Here is an 18,471-nt window from a genome sequence, read left to right on the forward strand (position 1 = left end):
GTTCAACGACCCTCAGGAACAACCAGCACCGGTCGCCCATTGCCAGGCGCCAGATAGCGCTGCGCGAGCACGCGGAGGTCGGCGGGCGTCGTACCCGACAGGTCGACCAGATAGCGGCGCAAATCCTCGACCTGCGAAGGATCGCGCAAGGCGCGGTCGGTCTGGTTCATCCAGAACACGTTGCCGGTCGCGGCGCGAATGACTTGCTCGCGTGCGGGTCCGATCGCGCGACGGATCTCGTCGTTCGACACGTCGGCGCGAGTCAATTCCTCCGCAATCGACCGCGCCGTATCCAGCAGCAGCTGGGTCTTGTCCGGCGGCACCATCCCACCGACGAAAATATAGCCAGCATTCTTAAGCACGCGGTTGGGATTGCTGACGACTGCCTGGCTGTAGCTCGCCCCCGCCTGGTCGCGCAGACGTTCGTACAGGCGATTGTTGAACACCGCGGCGAGGATCTCGAGCTGGCGTTCGGTCCGCGCGTCGAGCGGCGCGATCGTCGCGCCGGTCGGGTAAGCGATGATCGCCGCCGCCTGGCCTGCCCCTCCGGAATGCCGCAAGGTGGTCGGGGCAGCAGGTCTGGCCGCGAGCGTTACGTCATAGGGGGTTGAGCCAGCATTGCGCCGCGGCAGGGCCCCGAACGTCTCACCCAGCAGGCGGTCGAGCCCGAGGTTTGCGGTATCGCCGAAAACCTGCACCTCGACCGGTCCGCTCGCCAGGATCGGCGCCCAGAACGCCCTGAAGGCTTGCGGCGTCAGCGCCGAGACCTGCTCGCGCGTCGGGGCGGCAAAGCGCGGATCGCCGCCGTACAGCAGCGCATCGAGATCGCTTTCGATCACCCCCATCGGCGAGGAGCGGCGGGCGTTGAAGGTCAGCAAGGTGCCAGCACGAAGACGCTCGACCGGGGTCGCATTCCAACCCGGTGCGGCGAGCTTCGTCGCGAGGAAGCGCAGCTGGTCGGCCAGGTCGGCGCGATTTGTTTCCGCGGTCAGAACGAAGGCGTCGTCGTCGACCCGAAAGCCCATCCCGATTGCCCGACCGGCCACCATGCGATCGAGCGCACTTTGGTCGAACCGACCGATCCCGGACTCAACCAGCGCGCCCTCGCCCGCCCAAAGCAGATTGGGGCGGCGCGGATCGATGCCCTGGCGACCCGTGCCAAATCGGACGCGGATGCGCACCTTGTCCGGCTCGATCGCGGTCTCACGGACAAGCGCCTTTACTCCGTTCGAAAGCTCGACCGCGTCGAAGTCGGTCCCCGCAAAGCGCGAACGCGAGAGAACGCGGCCGGGTGTGCCGAGCGCCGGCAGATCCGCGATCCGCACCGCCCGCGTGGCGCCCGAAGCCGCCAGCGCGCGCGCCTCCCCCGTCACCGCCCGGGCGAGCGTCGCTTCGCCCCCGCTGACGTGCGTCGGGCTGACCAGCACGGCCCGCTGCGTGCCGCTGAACAGTGTCCGCAGGTGGCGCTGGATGTCCGCCGGCGTCACGCGGGCGACCATCGATCGCCAAATCGCGAGCGCATGATCCGGCGACGTCGTTGTTTCGCCGATGTCGACCGCCTTGATCAGGTCGTCGGCCTGCTTCGTGCCCGGTTCATTGACCGCGTTGGCTGCCTGCACGGAGAGGAAGCTGTCCACTTCGGACGCCTCGCGGGCGATCTCCGCCGCGGTCGGCGGCGTTGCAAGCGAGGCGGCAATCACGCTGCGCGCATCGGCGATCGCCCCTGCCCAATCGCTCCCGATCGGCGCGACGGTCATCGTGGTGATCCAGGCAGAGCGCGAGATTTTCTCGTCCTGACCGTTCGCGACGACGAAACGGCCGCCGTTGCGGGCGCGCTCTTCGAGGCGGCGATTGAGGATCAGCATGGCGAGCGTGTCGCGCATCAGCCCATGCGTATATTCGACCGTGTCCGTCACCCGCGTCCATGGACGCACCCAGCTCAGATTGGCGACCAGCGGCAGGCTTGGCTCGACAACTACCGATGCCAGCGGTTTGGACGGGTCGGGCCGACCGAAATCAGGTTCAATGCCCGCCGAGCCGGCAACGCGCCAGCTCCCGAAGTGCTGGACGATCGCCTCTTCGAGCACCTTAGGCTCAAGGTCACCGGCAATCGCGATGACGGTGCGCTCGGGGCGATACCAGCGCGCGTGAAACGCGGAGAGGCTTGCGCCGTTGGCAGCACCGAGCGTGGTTTCGCTGCCGATAATCGGATGCTCGCCGTAACGCTGCCCGGCGAAGAGATGCTCGCGGGTGGCCGTGGCGACACGGAATGCCGGACCATCGTTCTCGCGCCGCTCCGCAAGCACGATTGGCCGTTCGGCGTTGACGGTCGCATCGGTCAGCACCGGCGCACGCATCATGCCCGACATCAGTCGCAGGCTTTCATTGAGAGAGGCAGCGGTGCCGGTCGGAATGTCGAGCTGATACACCGTCTGCGTAGCGCTGGTCGACGCGTTGGTGTCGCTGCCGAAAGACACCCCGAGCCGCTGCCACGCGCGACGCGCTTCACCGCTTTCGAGATATTGCGACTCGCGGAACGCCAGATGTTCGATCAGATGCGCCCAACCGGCCTGGCCCGGCTCCTCCATGAGCGATCCCACGTCGACCCGCAAGCGGATCGAAACCTGCCCCGGCGGCACCCCATTACGGCGCACCGCGTAGCGAAGCCCGTTGGAGAGGGTCCCAAACTGCCAACCTTCGTCCCGCGGGATGTCACTCCCAGCGTACAGCCATGCGCTGCGATCGATCGCAGGCGTCGCGGACGGTACCGAAGCGCGCGGCGGCGTCGGTTGCGCGTGACCAGGCGCTCCGCCGAGCAGCGAGACCGACAGGGCGAGGACGCTGAGCGCGCCAAGACGAACGGAGGCCATGGGCCGCGGCATAGGTGGATCGACTTTCGCTTGGCTGAATGGAGTATCGGACCTAACCACCGGCTATGGCCATCACAACCGTCGCGCTCGCGCAGTGCCGCAGCCACTGGGACGTTTCGATCAATATCGAAACGCTGGAGAATGCGGTCGAGGCCGCCGTGGGCGGCGGCGCGGCCATGATGTTTCTCCCGGAAATGGCCGGACTGCTGGACCGCGATCGCGCGCGGGCGGCGGCTTCGGTCACGACCGAAGACGATAGCCCATACGTCATGGCAGCTCGCCGTCTGGCGGCACGCCATCGCTTGTGGCTTCATCCAGGGTCGCTGCCGGTGATCGGCGAGGATGGACGGTGGCGGAACCGGTCGCTGGTCATCGACCCATCGGGCGACATCGTTGCGCGATATGACAAGATTCACTTGTTCGACATCGACCTGCCGAGCGGCGAAAGCTGGCGGGAGTCAGCGGCGTACGCGCCGGGCGACGATGTCGTTATGGTTGAATATACACCAGTCGGTACGCTCGGCCTTGCGACCTGCTACGATGTCCGGTTTCCGGAACTGTTCTTGCGATTGCGTGCGGGCGGGGCGGACGTGATCGTCCTCCCCTCGGCGTTCACGGTGCCGACCGGACAGGATCACTGGCACGTCCTCGTCCGCGCACGCGCGCTCGACAGCGGCTGCCACATCCTCGCACCCGCGCAAAGCGGCGCTCATGCCGATGGTCGCGACACCTACGGCCACAGTCTCGCCGTCGACCCTTGGGGACGAGTGCTGGCGGACCTTGGCGGCGACCTCACTGTTACGATGGTGCATATCGACGCGGACGTCCGCACCGACGTGCGTCGCCGCCTTCCGCTCGAGAGCCACCGACGAGGAAATCTCTAACGAGGCTGCGACCTAGTCCGCGCGACGGCAGGCGAGCCGAGAAGAAGACAACAGGCGAGCGTCACAAAGAAAAAGCCCCCGCACCGAAGTGCGAGGGCTCCATCAAACCGTGATTCGCTTCGCAGCTTACGGGCTGGTCGGCGTGGTGTCGCGGCCGTCGACGGCAATGATGATGCCGGCGATGATCGCAGCAGCAGCGAGGATGGCGAGCAGCCAGCCGCCGCCGTTGCCTTCGCCACGACCTTCACCCATCGCCTGCGCGTCAACCACCTGGGTGCCGGCGCGAATTCCGTCGTACTGGGGAGCGGCCGACGCAGCGACCGGCGCCATCACCATCGAGGCAGCAGCAAGCGCCACCGATGCATTCTTCATGAAGGTCATTCCTATTCTCCACTGGCTTCACGGTTCAGCTTTATTGGGCGGCACGCCGGGCCCGACGTGCAACCAAAACCGCAATGCGCGGCCCTAGTAGCTAGTCTCACCCGAACTCGCAACCCCAAGCTCGCCTCACCTAATGCCGAAATCCCTTAAAGGTTTCCGCGACACATGCGGGAAGACGAGTTGTGCGATATATTGGCCACAGCTTGCCCTGACCTTAACATTAGCGTCAGCCACGGTCCGTGCGCGACGCGATCTCCTGAGTGATCGGATATCCGCAGTCTCCGCGAATGCACAGACGTGATTCGCCCCGAACATGCGCGATCCATGGCGTGACCCGTTTCGGAGCAAAGCGGCTCGCGTCTGTTTTCGCGGAACGCGCATCCGTCCACTGTGCGACGCGCTCCAGTACCCGTCGCGTCGGGAAAATCAGGCTGGCGCCTCCTTCGGCGGCGCGGTGAAGCAGTTGCGGCGCGCCCAACCAGAACGCATCGGTCGATTCGACGCGGTCGGCGATTGCCTCCTGATCCGAGCGACCGGTGGCAATGTAGAATCGCGCGTCGAACACGCGGCTGTGGTTGAAATTCGGCCGCCAGCGCGTGAACGGCGTCAGCGCGGTCAGATCGAGATCACGCCCACCGTCGGGAAGCACCTCGCCCAGCGACGCGCCGGCGTGGAGCGCCTCGCGCCAACGTGCGATTTCGTGAGCCGCGGCCTCGATCCCGATGGCGACACCGGTCTCCTCGATCGTCTCGCGCACTGCGGCCACGCGCGCTGCCGCGTCATGACGATCGAGGTGGGGGGCGATGATGGAGGCCAGCTGCCGATCGCCCTCGTCAATGCGACCGCCGGGGAACACGGCGGCACCGGCGGCGAAGCTCATCCGCGCGGAGCGCTGCACAAACAGCGCTTCCATGCCTGCATGCCCTTCGCGAAGAACGACAAGCGTTGCAGCTGGGATGGCGGGGACGAGGCCCGCCTCATCGTCATCGTCGCTGAAGACATAGCCGGGCGCCTGCCGTTCAGCCTCTGCCTGATCTTCGGGCGTCCACTCGTTCCGCATCGCCGTTACTTGCTCGCTCCCTGGGGTTGAGGCAAGCAGAGCGCCATTCGTCCGGCCAACGGCACGGCGGGAGGGCGTCACGACATGAGCGGACTGGACCTGATTGCGCTGGCCGGGAGCTTCAGCCTGTTATCCGGCTGGCGGCTTTATTTCACGCTGCTCGTCGCGGGCGGCGCCATGCGGGTGGGCTGGATCGACTTGCCCGAGAAGCTCGCGGCGCTCGACGTATTGGCCAACCCCTGGGTGCTCGGCATCGCCGCCATCGGCTTCGTGGCGGAGTTTTTCGCCGACAAGATCGCGTGGCTCGACAGTGCCTGGGACGCCCTCCACAGCTTCATCCGCCCGCTCGGCGGCGCGCTGTTGAGCCTCGCCATCGTCGACCCCGGCGATCCGGCGTGGCAGGTCGTGGTGTTCCTGCTCGGTGGCGGCGCGGCGATGCTGAGCCACGGCGTCAAGGCAAGCAGCCGCGCCGTGGTCAACGCGAGCCCGGAGCCGTTCAGCAACGCCGTCGTCTCGGCAGGGGAAGACGTTGCCACCGCAGGGCTTGCGGCGCTGGCGCTCGCCAATCCGGAAATTGCGGCGGTGCTGGCCGTGACGATGCTCATCGCCTCGATCGTCGCGCTGTTCGCGCTGCGCCGGATGGTGCGGCGGATCGGCGCCAATCTGAAGCGCGGCCCGGCGGCAATGCTCGGGCTGGAGCGCGCGCCCGGCGCCCCAGATCAGCACGTCTAAAAATGTCGGAAGTCCGGTGGTGGAGCCGAGGGGAATCGAACCCCTGACCTCTGCAGTGCGATTGCAGCGCTCTACCATCTGAGCTACGGCCCCGCCGGTGTGTGGCGCGCCTTAGACGGCAGTTTCGCCGCCTGCAAGGCGCTTTTCACACGAACGGCATCTCACCATGTCGCGGCGCCCGCGCTAGCATCGTGGGCGAGATATCGCTCCGCATCGAGCGCGGCCATGCACCCCATCCCGGCGGCGGTGACGGCCTGGCGATAGACCTTGTCGGCAACGTCGCCCGCCGCGAAGACGCCCGGGATGCGCGTGTTCGCGGTGCCCCTTTCGACCAGCAGATATCCGTCCTCGTCGAGGTCCAGCTTACCGGCGAACAGTTCGGTCGAAGGCTTATGGCCGATCGCGACGAACGCCCCGTCGGTCGCGATGTGCGACGTTTCGCCCGTGACCGTGTCGACCAGATCGACGCCGACGAGGCCGCTCACCACCCCTTCACTGCCGACGAAGCGTTCGACCCGCTTGTTCCACAGCGTGGTGATGTGGGGGTGTTGCAGCAGCCGGTCCTGAAGGATTTTCTCCGCGCGGAGCGAATCGCGGCGGTGGATCAGCGTGACGTCCTGGCTGTGATTGGTGAGGTACAGCGCCTCTTCCACCGCAGTATTTCCCCCGCCGATCACCACGACCTTCTTGCCGCGATAGAAGAACCCGTCGCACGTCGCGCACGCCGATACGCCCTTGCCCCCCAGCTCCTTCTCGCCCGGGACGTCGAGCCATTTCGCCTGCGCGCCGGTAGCGATGACGACGGTCCGCGCCCGATAGACGGTCCCCCCGTCCCCCACCGCGCGAAACGGACGCGCGTTGAGGTCGATATCGACGATCTGATCCCACACCATGCGCGTGCCGACATGTTCGGCCTGCGCCTGCATCTCCTCCATCAGCCAGGGACCCTGGATGGCGCTGCGAAAGCCGGGGTAGTTCTCGACGTCGGTGGTGATGGTGAGCTGGCCACCCGGTTGCAGCCCCTGCACCACGACCGGATTCATCCCCGCGCGCGCTGCGTAGATGGCGGCGGTCAGCCCCGCCGGCCCCGAGCCGATGATCAGCATCGCGGTCTCGATCATTTCAGCCATGTCGTCTCCGGGTTTCGCCGCGTTCAGCTCGCGGCGGGAAGATAGTCGGGCAGATGGGCGAACGCTTCGAGCAGCCCCTCCCCCCATGCCGCCGAGACGGCGCGAAACTCTTCATCCTGCGTCTCGATTCGGCGGCGCACCGAGAAGCGCAGCTGGTCGCGCGGCAGCACCGCGAGGTCGAGCGGCATGCCGACGGAGAGATTCGATTTGATCGTCGAATCCATCGACACGACCGCGGCATTCACCGCGTCGACCAGGCTCGTCTGCGGGGTGATGACGCGGTCGAGGATGGGCTTGCCATATTTATGCTCGCCGATTTGAAGAAACGGCGTGTCGCGCGTGGCTTCGATGAAGTTGCCTGCAGAATAGATGAGGAAGATTCGCGGACGCCCGCCTCTGCGCTGACCCGCGAGAATGAGCGAGGCACCGGCGCTGATACCTTGCGCCGCGACGGCCCGGCCATGGGTCGCCTGCATTTCGCGCATGGCCTCCCCCACGAGCTCCGCTGCGCCGTAAAGGTTTGCGGTCGACATGATCGACACGACATCTTCGCCGAGCATGTGCCGGTCGAGCTGGGACTGGAGCCGCGTGACGATCCCCTGCGTGATCGACAGGTTGCCGGCGGTCATAAGGACCAGCGCACGTTCGCCCGGCTGTTCCCAGGTGAACATTTTGCGAAACCGCGAAATATTGTCGACGCCGGCATTGGTCCGGGTGTCGGCGAGGAGGACAAGCCCCTCCTCGACGTTGATCGCCACGCAATAGGTCATTGCTGCTGCTGTTCCTGTTGGCCGCGGCCGGGCGACGGGGCTGGCGATTCAGAACCCATCATGACCTGCGAAGGCTGAGCCGCGTCGCCGTTCCGTCGTGGTCGCCGGGTGTCTTGCGCCGCGCGCATCCGGCCAACCTGCACAAGCTGTTCGTCCCCCGGCTGGGCGAGTGCAATGCGGACGTCCGCGTCGACCCCGCTGGCGCTGCCGCCGAACGCATGACCGCGCACCGGCGCCGCGTCGCGCGCATCGAGGCCGGTGGTCAGACGCACATAGCGCGCGGTCGGGCAGAGGTTGGCGGAGGGATCGAAGCCCACCCAGCCCAACCCCTCGACCCAGGCTTCCGCCCAGGCGTGGGTCTCGTGCAGCGGGTGCCCCTCATCCTTGGCGAGCAGATATCCGGTGACATATCGGGCTGGCACGCCGTGCGCCCGCGCCGCGGCGACGAACAGGTGCGTCTGGTCTTGGCAGACGCCGACGCCGCCGTTCAGCGCTTCGATGGCCGTGGTGCTCGTGTCGGTCACGCCGCTGACGTAGCGCAGACGGTCGTGCACCGTCTGACGCAATTGGTGCAGCCACGCCAGCCGTTCGCCCTCACCCGGCGCCGGCAACAGCTCGCGGATCGCCCGGTCGGCCTTGGTGTAGGGGGTTACGCGGCAAAAGATATCGGGCGCGAGCCGAACGGTGAGGCCGGTCACCAAACCCGCGCGGTCCTCCGTCTCGACCAGCCCCTGTGCGACGATCTCGACGTCGCCGGGCGGCACCGGGGCGGCCCAAAGCCCGGCCCCCTCGCCATAGCCCGTTTCCGTCGACGGAGCGAGATCGACGCCGTTGACGGTCACCGCCCAGCGTTTGATCGCGAGCGCGTCGTGCGGCTCCGGCCACAGTCGCAGCGCCAGCGAAAGCCGGCCCGAGCCGCGCGGAAAATGATAGACCGTGCGGTGCGTGACGACGAGACGCAGTCGTTTCGCTTCAGACGAAATGATAGGCCTCCCCGATGTCGCGAGACGCGCGGTCGAGTTCGCCGAGCGATTCGAGCACGAATTCGTGCAGACCATATTGGAAGATTGCGCCGGCTTTCATCCGCTGAAGGCGGGTGTCGAGCCGCGCCACTGTCCGGTCGGCCTCCTGCTCGCCGCCGACGCTCTCCGCCAGCCGGCCGAGATGATAGCGCAGCTGGCCGACGCTGTAGGCGAGGCTTCGCGGAAAAATTCGGTTGATCAGCAAGAAGTCCGCGATGTGCCACGGGCGGACATTGTCGCGATAGACATGATAATAGGCGCGAAGTCCCGACACCGTCTGCAACAGCGCATTCCAGCGATAATGGTCGCGGTGGCCGCCCATCACCTCTCCTTCCGGAAGGAGAAGATGGTAATTGGTGTCGAGCAGGCGAAGCGTCAGCCCCGACCGCTCCACGGCGCCGCCAATGCGCAGGAAGTCATAGCCTTCGTTGCGCAGCATCGAGGTCGAAACAGCGCCGCGGAAGCGCGCGACATAGCCCCGCGTCCAGTCGATCAGCTGCGGCAGATCGCGCACCGCGCGCTCGGTGTTGAGCCGTTCGAGCTTTCGCCAACCGTCGTTTAACGCCTCCCACATCTCCGCGGTGAGCGCGGTGCGGACCGCGCGGCCATTGGCGCGGGCGCGGTCGAGACTGGCGCGGATCGAGGACGGGTTGGCGGGGTCGAGCAGCAACACTGCCACCGCGTCCGCCTCGCTCACTTCCGCGCCCCGCTCGACATAGCGTTCGCAGCCCGCGACGCGCAGCACCGATCGCCAGTCGTCGGCACTGATGCCGTCGGGCAGCATCGAAAGCCGCCGCCCGAACATCAGGAGGCGCCCGGTCGCATCGGCGCGTTCGGCGTACCGAGCGAGCCAGTAAAGATTGGACGCCGTGCGCGAGAGCATTTCGGTCATGGCTCAAGCACCCAGCTGTCCTTGACCCCGCCCCCTTGCGAGCTGTTCACCACCAGCGACCCCGGCGTCAGCGCAACGCGAGTGAGCCCGCCGGGGACCAGCCGAATTTGTTTCCCGACCAGACAGTAGGGCCGAAAATCGACGTGGCGCCCGACGATCTCCGCCGCGCCGTCGTGCCCCTCCGCCAGCGTGGGCGCGGTCGAGAGGTCGAGCGTCGGCTGGGCGATATAATTGTCCGGGTTCGCGCGGATGCGCTTGGCAAAGCTCTCGATCTCCGTCTGCGTCGCCTTGGGCCCGATCAGCATGCCGTAGCCGCCCGATCCATGCACCTCCTTCACCACAAGCTCGCCGAGACGGTCGAGGACGTGAGCGCATTCGTCGGGATCGCCGCAGCGCCATGTCTGCACATTCGGCAGCAGCGGGTCCTGCCCGAGGTAAAAGCGGATCATCGCCGGCACGAAGGTGTAGATCGCCTTGTCATCCGCGATTCCCGCGCCGGGCGCCGAGACGATCGTCACCTGCCCGCTGCGGTAGGCGTGGAACAGCCCCGGCACCCCGAGCAGCGAGTCCGGCCGAAAGGCGAGCGGATCGAGATAGGCATCGTCGATACGGCGATAGATGACGTCCACCCGCCGGGGGCCGGCGATGGTCTTCATCTTGACCCCGCCTTCGTCGACGAAAAGGTCCGCCGGCTCGACCAGTTCAATCCCCATGAGATCGGCGAGATAGCTGTGTTCGTAATAGGCGGAGTTGAGCGGCCCCGGGGTCAGCACCACTGCCGTCGGATCGCCGCGCGTCGTCGGCGGCGCAACCTCGCGCAACGTATCGAACAAAAGCTGGGGGTATTGCTCAACCGGACGCACCTGGCCGCCAGTGAACAGGGTCGGGAACATCCGCTGCATGATCGCGCGGTTTTCGAGCATGTAGGAGACGCCCGACGGGGTCCGGCAATTATCCTCGAGCACGGCAAAATCGGTGGCGCCGGTCCGCACGATGTCGATGCCGACGACGTGGCTGTAGACGCCGCCCGGTGGGTCGAACCCCAGCATCTGCGGCACGAACGCGTCATTGTCGTAAACCAGCTTCGCCGGCACGATGCCCGCGCGCACAATCTCACCGCGATGATAAATGTCGTGGATGAAGGCGTTGAGCGCCCGCGCGCGCTGCCGGATGCCCTGATCGAGCCGGCTCCATTCGCGCGCCGAAAACACGCGGGGGATGAGGTCGAAGGGGATCAACCGTTCGGGATCGCCGCCTTCGCCATAGACCGCAAAGGTGATGCCGATGCGGCGAAAGATCGCCTCGGCTTCCTCGCGGCGATGATGCAGACCTTCGATGCCGACTTCGTCGACCCAGCGCGCGACATCGGCGTAGGCGGTACGGGTGTAGCCCGCTTCGTCACGCCATTCGTCGAACGCCATCCTGCCTACCGCCCCGCCCTGTGTCGCCGTGTGAAGCCCGCCGCTTAGGCGCGCGGCAGGTTCCCGGCAAGGTGGCGACGAACCGGCAGCGACGCGCCTTTAGCGAGCTGCGACCTGCATCCCGCCCCGAGCGGCCGCGACGCGCGCGGGCGCGGCCCGGCTGGCCCACAGCACCGCCTCGCGTGCCGGCATGGCGCGGACGAAGCACTGGCCGCGTCCAAGCGCCGCGCAGGCGCGCGCCGCCTCGCCCTGCGAGCCGAAGCCCGACAGCGACAGACGGTAAAAGGTGCGGCCTCCGACCGTGGCACGCGTCGTCACCGCCCGATGCTGGGCGAGCGAGGCGTTGGAGTTGCTGAGACGCGACCATTCGCGCCGAGCGGTCGACGCCTGTTCGAACGCCGCGAGCTGCACGCCCCAGCGCCCTGCCTGCGCTCCGGTCGGCGCGGGAATGCGAACCGATGCTGCAACACGGCGCGGTCGCGCGGAGCGGAATGGGCGGGTGATGGTCGCCACGATCCGCTCGAGAACGCTGTTCGAGCCCGCATTTTGTGCGGTGCGCGTCGGCAGTGGTTGCACGACCGGAATCGAAACGAAGCGGATTGTCGGCGTTGAGACCGCCGCGAGTTGGGTCTCCGGCGCAGCCACGGGTGCGGCCGGCGCGCTGGCGAGCCCCACAGCCTCTTCGGCGACGGCCGGCGCCGGGGCGGGCATCGTGGGGAGCGCAGGAGGCGCGGGCGGCGCCTCGGCCAGCTGTTCGCGCACATTGGGCGAAAGCGCCGCGGTCTCGGGGCGCGGCGCGTAAAGCGCCAGCGGCGCCGGATCCTCGCTCGCGGCGAGCCGCGGGGCACGCACATGCCCGTCGAGGGCGAGCCGTTGCGGCATGCCGGCGTCCTCGACCGCTTCCCTGCCCAGCAGGGCGGCGATACGTCCGCGCGCGGGCCCAGCCTGCGCCAGTCGCGCCCATTCCGTCATGCGGCGCTCCGACGCCTCCGGCCCCATATCCTGCGCAGCGATCAGGCGAGCTTCGAGCCAGCGGCCCGCCAGCGCATATGCGAGTGCCAGATTCTGCCGATCGCGCGCTGTCGCATCCTCGGCGCGCGCGACGTTGCTCAGCACCATCACGGCGCGTTCGGGCGAACCCGCCAGCGCTAGCGCGAGTCCATAGTCGGACGCCGGAAGCCGCTCCGCATGACGCTCCACCAGCGCCAGCGCGTCAGGCGCGCGATCGTTGGCGATCAAGGCCATCGCCGCGCCAATGATCGTGCGACTGTCGCTCGCCCCGAGCGCGATCGCCGCATCGAGGCTTTGATCCGCCGACACGTAACGCCCGGCGGTCAAGTAGATGCGGCCCAGCAGCGCGCGATGCTCGACGTTGCTCGGGTCGGCCGCGACGGCGGCCTCGGCGCTCGCGATCGCGCGATCGATCCGTCCGCGTGCGAGCGCGCGCTGCGCGTCTTCCGCCGCACGAACCGCGGCAGCCGCATTGACTCCCACGTCGCCGGCGTCGGCGTGGACCAGTCCAACCGGACCGATGCCGATCGCCAATAGCCCGACCGACGCAGCGAGCTTCCATTGAATGCTGGCTGAGAGTTTCATCGTCCGGATCCTTCCGACGGGTTCTTCGCCAAATGCTGATCGAGCAACTGCACCAGAAGCTGCTGTGCGGAGAGGTTGTGCGTCGCCGCCGCGAGCCGCAGCCGCATGTGGCGTTCCGGATCGAGCCGAAGCGTGAAGGCGTAGCAGCCTCGCGTCCCCGGCTTCACTCGGGGCGCGCGCGGAACCGCGAGGCGACGAACCGGCGCCGAATCCGCCGTCGACATCGGCTGGTGCGTCGGCAGCGGCTGGTGCGTCGGCGCAGGTTCGGGCAGCGGCGTTACGTTCAGGCTCGCTTCGATCGCCTGGCGCTGTTCGATGGCCGGGCTGGCGACGGGGCCAGGGACCGCGACCTTGGGAACGATCGGCGCCACCTCGGCGGGATGCCGATCGAGCGCGCTTTCCATCTCGCGATGTGAGAGCCCCGCCGCATCGTCGCGGCCCATCGGGGTCAACCCATGGTCGAATGCGCGCGGCGTGTCGGCGCCGGGGGTCACCGGATCGACATCATAGCCCATGTCGTTCCAGCCAAGGTCGTCATGATGCGCTACCGCGGCCTGTCCGAAGCCGCCGATGGGCAGCTGGCGGCGCATGGCCGGACGCGCCGCCCCCTTACGGGCGAGCAGTCCGGCGGACAGCGATGCGATGGGTTTGGCGTCGGCCATGTCCGTTCGCTCCCCGCTCAACCGGCCACGCGGCGGCCGAAGCCCCCGCCGATCGGGCGGATGGCGCCCGGAGCGACCGAATGCGCGGACATGGTCGGCGCGCTGAACACGGTGCGCCGGAAATTCTTTTCGAGCCGGTCGGACACATAATCCCACAGCGCCACCACTTCCTGGGCGGAGCGGCTGTTGGGGTCGACCTCCATCACCGTGCGGCCGTCGATCATCGAAGCGGCGAAATCGGTGCGGTGGTGCAGCGTCACGGGCGCTACGGTGCCGTGTTGCGACAGGGCGACCGCCGCTTCGCTGGTGATGCGGGCCTTTGGCGTCGCGGCGTTGACGACAAAGATCAGCGGTTTGCCGGCGCGATCGCACAGATCCACCGTCGCCCCCACGGCACGCAAATCATGCGGGCTCGGACGCGTCGGCACGACGATCAGCTCCGCCACCGAAATGACGCTCTGAATGGCCATGGTGATTGCCGGCGGCGTGTCGATGACCGCGAGCTTGAACCCCTGCTGCCGCAGGATGTCGAGGTCCGACGCAAGCCGCGCAACCGTCGTCTGCGCAAAGGCGGGATATTCGCTCTCGCGTTCGTTCCACCAGTCGGCGAGGCTGCCCTGGGGGTCGATGTCGATCAGCACAACCGGCCCCGATCCGGCTCGCTGCGCCTGGACAGCGAGATGTCCCGACAGGGTCGTCTTGCCCGACCCGCCCTTCTGCGAGGCCAACGCCAATACGCGCAAAGTCCGTCCCCTGTGTTCGAAACCACCCCTTGGTCAGGCTCGCTTCTTGGCGTCGTCGCCCTAAGATAGGGTTAATGAAAGCCGCCGAGACTCGCCCGGCGACCGTCGGTCGATTATCGTCGAAGGCAAGGCAAACAGGGGCACGACGAATGACAGGCTTGCGAGCGGCAGCGGCTCTGATGGCGACGGCGTCTCTGTTCATCGCGACGCCGGCCATCGCAGACGTGCTGGCGGGTGTGACCGCATGGGAACGGGGCGACTACGCCACTGCGGTGCGCGAATGGCGACCGCTCGCAGAACGGGGCGATGCCGACGCACAATTCAACTTGGCTCAGGCCTACAAGCTCGGGCGCGGGGTCCCGATCGACCTCGAGCGCGCGGCGGAATTGTATCGACGAGCTGCGGTGCAGAACCACTTGCAGGCCGCCGATAACCTGGGGCTCGTCCTTTACGATCTGCAGCGGCGGGAGGAGGCGATGCCCTATCTCGTGCAGTCGGCCGACCGTGGCGAGCCGCGCGCGCAGTTCGTGCTGGGCGCCGAGCTCTTCAATGGCGAGCGCGTGTCGCGCGACTGGCCGCGCGCCTATGCGCTGATGAAGCGCGCCGCGGACCAGGGGCTTGACCGCGCCACCGCCGCCCTCGCGCAGATGGACGGCGCAATTCCGCTGGCCCAGCGGCAGCAGGGTCTCGAGCTGGCAAGGCGCATGGAAACGGGAGAGCGAAGCGCGCGGCTGGCCGCGGTGTCGGGGGCGGCGACTTCGCCGAACCAGCCCGTGACCCGCCCACTCCCGACACCGCCCGCCGCGACCGCACCTGCACGCGCACCGGCTTCGACAACTAGCGCCGCGTCAGCACCGCGCGCAGCGCCGCCCTCGCCAACGCGTCCGACGCCGCCCTCCCCTGCGCCGCGCAGCGCAGCACCCTTGAGCGCGTCGGCGCCTGCTAGCACCGGACGCTTCCACGTCCAGCTCGGCGCATTTTCGACGCGGCAGCGCGCGGAAGCGGCCTGGACCGGATTTCGCGGGCGCTTGAACGGCGCTCAGCCGCGCTATGTGGCGGCGGGGTCTGTCACGCGCCTCCAGGCCGGACCGTTCGCCACGCGTGCCGATGCCCAGGCGGCATGCGCGCGGGCCGGGGGCGGCTGTTTCATCGTCAGTCCCTGACCCACGCCTCCTCGGCGAGGCCGTAGGCGTAGAGAGTGGCGCGATGATCGGTGTGACGGATGGCCCCATGCGCGGCCTCCGCCGCGATCGCGTGGGGACGATAGGCAACCGCGAAGCCCGCCGCGCGAAGCATCGGCGCATCGTTGGCCCCGTCCCCGATCGCCAGCACCGCGCTTCGATCGACGCCGCCGGCCACCTCGCGCTCCAGCGTCGCGAGCTTCGTTCCGGCGTCGACGATTGGCGGGGTCACCCGCCCGGTCAGTGCGCGGTCCTCGACCTCGAGCTGGTTGGCGATCGCCGCGTCCATGCCGAGCATGGCGGCGACCGGCTCGGCGAAGCGCGTGAAGCCGCCCGACACCAACAGCGCCTTCGCGCCCAGCGAACGGAATGTGCGCACCATCGTGCGCGCGCCGGGTGCCAGCCGCACGCGTTCCGTCAAGCATCGGTCGATTATCCCCGCGGGTAGCCCCTCGAGCAGGCGCACCCTCGCAGCAAGCGCCTCGGGAAAGTCGAGCTCTCCGCGCATCGCGCGCTCGGTGATCTCGGCCACGGCAGGCTTGATCCCGGCATAGTCGGCCAATTCGTCGATGCATTCGACGGTGATCATGGTCGAATCCATGTCGGCAACGATCAGGCGCGGCAGCGGCGCCGCATCGTCCCGAACGAGCACGTCGACACCTTCAAGCAGGGCCTCGAGCGCGACCCGCGCCTCAACCTGGGGCACCGCGGTGCGAAGCTGTGCCGCACGGCCGTCGAGGATCGCTCCGACCTCCGTCGCGGAGATGCGATCGGCGGCGCGAAATAGCGTCTCTCGGTCGAGCGAGCCCGGTGCTACCAGTGTGACGATGCGCAAACGCGAAGCTCCTCTGCCGCCGCTGGTGCTGATTGCAGGCCCCACCGCCAGCGGCAAGAGCGCGCTCGCGGTGCGGCTGGCGCAGGCGCTAATCGCGCGCGGAGGCCGCGCGGCGGTGGTCAACGCCGATGCAAGCCAGATCTACCGCGACATCCCGATTCTCACCGCGCAACCGACGGCAGCGGAGCGGGACGGCATCGCCCACCACCTGTTCGGCGATACCGACGCGTCGATCCCCGGCAGCGCGGCGGATTGGGCCGCGCGTGCGAACGCCGTCATCGCGTCGCTGAGCGACCGCGTCACTTTACCCATCCTCGTCGGTGGGACCGGCCTCTATTTCCACACGCTGCTCGACGGGATTGCGCCGGTGCCCCCGATCGACCCCGACGTGCGCGACGCGGTCCGCGCTTTGCCGCAGGCCCATGCCTACGCCGCGCTCCGGGTGGAGGATCGCGAGGCTGCCGAGCGCCTCGCGCCCAACGACCGGACGCGTGTGTGCCGCGCGCTCGAAGTGGTGCGCTCGACCGGCAGTCCGCTGGCCGACTGGCAGCGGCAGCGCAGCGGAGGCATCGCCGCCGGGGTCGCGCTTCACCCGATCGTGCTCACGCCATCGCGCGAATGGCTGCGCGTCCGGGTTCGCGAGCGCCTCGAACGCATGGTCGAGCGCGGCGCTCTGGAGGAAGCGGCGAAGCTTGCGGCGCGCGGGCTCGACCCCGCCCTCCCCGCCATGCGCGCGATCGGCGTACCCGAGTTCATCGTGGCATCGCGCGACGAGGCCACGGTCGCCGAGGCGGCCGAGGCCACCGCGCTTGCCACCGGGCGCTACATCAAGCGTCAGGACACCTGGTTCCGTCACCAGCCGCCGCGGGACTGGCCGCGGATCGCCGACCTCGATCAGGCAGCGCATGCGGTCGATGCGCTGGCCGCTAAGCTCGTTGACTTGGCGTCGAGCGCTTCATAGCCCTTTGCCATGCAGATTTACCACGAACGTGACGCCGACCTCGAGCTTATCCGTGGCCGGCGGGTCGCGATCATCGGCTACGGCAATCAGGGGCACGCGCACGCGCTCAACCTGCGCGACAGCGGCGTGGCAGACATCGTCGTCGGCGCACGGCAAGGCTCGGTGAGCGGCGGGCGGGCGACGGCGGACGGGTTCCGCGTGCTGCCCACCGAGGAAGCCTGTGCGGCAGCCGATCTCGTGATGCTGCTCGCGCCGGACGAGGCGCAGGCGCGCATCTACGCCGACGAGATCGCGCCCAACCTGCCGCAAAACGCTGCGCTCGCCTTCGCGCACGGTCTCGCGGTGCACTTCGGGCTGATCACGCCGCGGCCCGACCTCGACGTTTTCCTGGTCGCGCCGAAAGGCCCCGGCCGCGCAGTGCGCAGCGCCTATGTTCGCGGCTCGGGTCTCCCCTGCCTGTTCGCGGTGGCACAGGAGGGGCAAGCCAACGGCAATGGCAGCGCGAAGGCCCTTGCGCTCGCCTATGCCACGGCGATCGGCGCGGGGCGCGCGGCCATGCTCGAGACGAGCTTCCGCGAAGAATGCGAAACCGACCTGTTCGGCGAGCAGGCGGTGCTCTGCGGCGGCATCAGCAACCTCGTCATGGCCGGGTACGAGACGCTGGTGGCGGCGGGCTACCCGCCGGAAATGGCCTATTTCGAGTGCGTTCACGAGGCAAAGCTGATCACCGATCTCATGTACGAACGGGGGATCGCGCGCATGCGGGAAGCGATCAGCAACACCGCCGAGTTCGGTGACTATGTTACTGGACCGCGGCTCATCGACGATCATGTCCGCGAACAGATGCGCGGCGTGCTGCAGGACATCCAGAGCGGACGGTTCGCGCAGCGACTAATGCTCGACACGCAGGTCGGCGGACCGCAGATGCACGCCGCCCGGCAGCGGCAGCGCGCGCATCCGATCGAAGCCGTTGGGCAAAAGGTGCGTTCCATGATCCCCGACCTTCGCGACGAAGCATCCTGAAAGGTCTTCTCACGCGAAAATATCCGCTCTTCCTCAGCCCCGCCCATTGACACCCCTCCCCACCCCCGCCTAAGCGCCCCGCCTGCCTGACGTGCCCGGATGGCGGAATTGGTAGACGCACCGTCTTCAGGTGGCGGCGCTGGAAACGGCGTGGAGGTTCGAGTCCTCTTCCGGGCACCATTTGTTCTTCTCACGTTCTCCCAAATAGTCTATAAAAACCGCAGAAATCCTAGGGAATTGGCCCTCGGATAGTGCCGGACCGTCCCGCGTTTTCCCGGGGGTTCCGCACATTTTTGCGGGCCTTTTGC

Annotated in this window: 17 protein-coding genes and 2 tRNA genes; 6 read left to right on the forward strand and 13 right to left on the reverse strand. The window is 67.9% G+C overall.

The annotated features are described in order from the left end of the window. Positions 1 to 2 precede the first annotated feature (2 nt). Entirely contained in the window at positions 3 to 2,870 is a 2,868-nt protein-coding gene (locus ACRYJK_RS04405) for a M16 family metallopeptidase (protein ID WP_482666358.1), read from the reverse strand. A 65-nt stretch (positions 2,871 to 2,935) separates the two neighbouring features. Between ACRYJK_RS04405 and ACRYJK_RS04410 the strand changes: the two genes are divergently transcribed. Further along, positions 2,936 to 3,754, forward strand: a complete 819-nt coding sequence (locus ACRYJK_RS04410; RefSeq protein ID WP_482666359.1) for a carbon-nitrogen hydrolase family protein — start codon at positions 2,936 to 2,938, stop codon at positions 3,752 to 3,754. Positions 3,755 to 3,880: 126 nt separating this feature from the next. On the opposite strand, the gene ACRYJK_RS04415 is transcribed toward ACRYJK_RS04410, so the two are convergent. Next, complete coding sequence (locus ACRYJK_RS04415) at positions 3,881 to 4,135, reverse strand: hypothetical protein (protein ID WP_482666360.1); 255 nt, start codon at positions 4,133 to 4,135, stop codon at positions 3,881 to 3,883. Between the two features lie 226 nt (positions 4,136 to 4,361). Further along, the gene (locus tag ACRYJK_RS04420; RefSeq protein ID WP_482666361.1) at positions 4,362 to 5,195 is read right to left on the reverse strand and encodes an NUDIX hydrolase; all 834 of its coding nucleotides are present in this window, start codon (positions 5,193 to 5,195) and stop codon (positions 4,362 to 4,364) included. A gap of 84 nt (positions 5,196 to 5,279) precedes the next feature. Between ACRYJK_RS04420 and ACRYJK_RS04425 the strand changes: the two genes are divergently transcribed. After that, the gene (locus ACRYJK_RS04425) at positions 5,280 to 5,927 is read left to right on the forward strand and encodes a DUF4126 domain-containing protein (protein ID WP_482666362.1); all 648 of its coding nucleotides are present in this window, start codon (positions 5,280 to 5,282) and stop codon (positions 5,925 to 5,927) included. Positions 5,928 to 5,944: 17 nt separating this feature from the next. Here ACRYJK_RS04425 and ACRYJK_RS04430 read toward each other — a convergent pair. The 9 genes from ACRYJK_RS04430 to ACRYJK_RS04470 all read right to left on the reverse strand — a co-directional run bounded on the left by ACRYJK_RS04430 (position 5,945) and on the right by ACRYJK_RS04470 (position 14,163). Beyond that, positions 5,945 to 6,020, reverse strand: a tRNA-Ala gene (locus ACRYJK_RS04430). 68 nt (positions 6,021 to 6,088) lie between these two features. Next, positions 6,089 to 7,057, reverse strand: coding sequence for a thioredoxin-disulfide reductase (gene trxB / locus ACRYJK_RS04435; protein ID WP_482666363.1), 969 nt, complete (start codon positions 7,055 to 7,057; stop codon positions 6,089 to 6,091). A 23-nt stretch (positions 7,058 to 7,080) separates the two neighbouring features. Further along, on the reverse strand, positions 7,081 to 7,827 hold the full coding sequence (locus ACRYJK_RS04440) for a proteasome-type protease (protein ID WP_482666364.1): 747 nt from the start codon (positions 7,825 to 7,827) through the stop codon (positions 7,081 to 7,083). Then, on the reverse strand, positions 7,824 to 8,669 hold the full coding sequence (locus ACRYJK_RS04445) for a transglutaminase-like domain-containing protein (protein WP_482666365.1): 846 nt from the start codon (positions 8,667 to 8,669) through the stop codon (positions 7,824 to 7,826). The genes ACRYJK_RS04440 and ACRYJK_RS04445 overlap by 4 nt, the downstream gene beginning before the upstream one ends. A 130-nt stretch (positions 8,670 to 8,799) precedes the next feature. Beyond that, positions 8,800 to 9,741 (reverse strand): alpha-E domain-containing protein, encoded by a 942-nt coding sequence (locus ACRYJK_RS04450; protein WP_482666366.1) that lies wholly within the window; start codon positions 9,739 to 9,741, stop codon positions 8,800 to 8,802. Then, positions 9,738 to 11,162 carry a circularly permuted type 2 ATP-grasp protein gene (locus tag ACRYJK_RS04455; RefSeq protein ID WP_482666367.1) on the reverse strand — a complete coding sequence of 475 codons (1,425 nt, stop codon included), beginning with the start codon at positions 11,160 to 11,162 and terminating at the stop codon, positions 9,738 to 9,740. The genes ACRYJK_RS04450 and ACRYJK_RS04455 overlap by 4 nt, the downstream gene beginning before the upstream one ends. A gap of 99 nt (positions 11,163 to 11,261) precedes the next feature. Then, entirely contained in the window at positions 11,262 to 12,758 is a 1,497-nt protein-coding gene (locus ACRYJK_RS04460; RefSeq protein WP_482666368.1) for an SPOR domain-containing protein, read from the reverse strand. Then, positions 12,755 to 13,420 carry a ribbon-helix-helix protein gene (locus tag ACRYJK_RS04465; RefSeq protein WP_482666369.1) on the reverse strand — a complete coding sequence of 222 codons (666 nt, stop codon included), beginning with the start codon at positions 13,418 to 13,420 and terminating at the stop codon, positions 12,755 to 12,757. The genes ACRYJK_RS04460 and ACRYJK_RS04465 overlap by 4 nt, the downstream gene beginning before the upstream one ends. 17 nt (positions 13,421 to 13,437) lie before the next feature. Continuing rightward, entirely contained in the window at positions 13,438 to 14,163 is a 726-nt protein-coding gene (locus ACRYJK_RS04470) for an AAA family ATPase (RefSeq protein WP_482666370.1), read from the reverse strand. A 179-nt stretch (positions 14,164 to 14,342) separates the two neighbouring features. Between ACRYJK_RS04470 and ACRYJK_RS04475 the strand changes: the two genes are divergently transcribed. Next, positions 14,343 to 15,326, forward strand: coding sequence for an SPOR domain-containing protein (locus ACRYJK_RS04475; protein ID WP_482666371.1), 984 nt, complete (start codon positions 14,343 to 14,345; stop codon positions 15,324 to 15,326). On the opposite strand, the gene serB is transcribed toward ACRYJK_RS04475, so the two are convergent. Then, positions 15,316 to 16,179, reverse strand: coding sequence for a phosphoserine phosphatase SerB (gene serB / locus ACRYJK_RS04480; protein WP_482666372.1), 864 nt, complete (start codon positions 16,177 to 16,179; stop codon positions 15,316 to 15,318). The genes ACRYJK_RS04475 and serB overlap by 11 nt on opposite strands. Between serB and miaA the strand changes: the two genes are divergently transcribed. The 3 genes from miaA (at position 16,172) to ACRYJK_RS04495 (ending at position 18,343) form a co-directional block, all read left to right on the forward strand. After that, on the forward strand, positions 16,172 to 17,140 hold the full coding sequence (miaA, locus tag ACRYJK_RS04485) for a tRNA (adenosine(37)-N6)-dimethylallyltransferase MiaA (RefSeq protein WP_482666373.1): 969 nt from the start codon (positions 16,172 to 16,174) through the stop codon (positions 17,138 to 17,140). The genes serB and miaA overlap by 8 nt on opposite strands. A 9-nt stretch (positions 17,141 to 17,149) precedes the next feature. Beyond that, positions 17,150 to 18,163 (forward strand): ketol-acid reductoisomerase, encoded by a 1,014-nt coding sequence (gene ilvC / locus ACRYJK_RS04490; RefSeq protein ID WP_482666374.1) that lies wholly within the window; start codon positions 17,150 to 17,152, stop codon positions 18,161 to 18,163. A 93-nt stretch (positions 18,164 to 18,256) separates the two neighbouring features. Further along, positions 18,257 to 18,343: transfer RNA gene (locus ACRYJK_RS04495), tRNA-Leu, on the forward strand. The last annotated feature ends 128 nt before the right edge of the window (positions 18,344 to 18,471 follow it).

This window comes from Sphingomonas sp. BLHR8, assembly GCF_056821725.1.